The following is a 520-nucleotide window of genomic DNA, read 5'->3' as shown; positions in this document are numbered from 1 at the left end:
GGCTGAACATTGAGCTCTCTCTTTTCAATGAAAACTCACGAACAATTTGATGAATGGAATCACCGGTCTCAGAAACATTTATATAACGTTTATGTTGTCCATTTCCTTTACTTTGTGCTTGCGTACTAACAATTTGATAAGTAGCTGTTATAAGATTTCTTTTAGGATAACCTCCTTCCTCATCCTCTTTCTCAATTGTTGAATCCTTCCCTTTATCTAGTGCTATACCTGCAGTTAAACTCAACTCTTCTACTTCTTTACTGCTCCAACATCCTGTTAAAAATAGAAGCAAATGCGTCCATAACAAAGCCAAATAGAACCGCATATAATTAAATTTATTTTTCACACTACTCCTCCTTTTAATCGCGTAATAATAAGAAGAAGCAGTGGCAGTAAACCAAATAAAAATAAAGCAGCATTACCGAGCATATCCCCCAATTTAAGCAAGTCATTTATATTTTTCGAAGTCATAGCAATGATGTAAATGATTGGAATCAAAGCAAAAATAAACGGATGAATT

General features: G+C 34.0%; 1 protein-coding gene and 1 pseudogene. Both read right to left on the bottom strand.

Translation table 11 applies throughout. The annotated features are described in order from the left end of the window. The coding region (locus tag PDK19_RS27245) for a Ger(x)C family spore germination protein (protein WP_442868817.1) at positions 1-346 on the bottom strand (346 nt) is incomplete at its 3' end. Then, positions 343-520: pseudogene (locus PDK19_RS27240) on the bottom strand (spore gernimation protein); the annotation flags it as partial. The gene PDK19_RS27245 and the pseudogene PDK19_RS27240, both read right to left, overlap by 4 nt.

The organism is Bacillus cereus group sp. BcHK124, assembly GCF_027712065.1.
GTDB classification, from domain to species: Bacteria; Bacillota; Bacilli; order Bacillales; family Bacillaceae_G; genus Bacillus_A; species Bacillus_A pacificus.
Note: the sequence above shows the minus strand (reverse complement) of the source record. Positions and strands in the feature narration are given on the sequence as shown.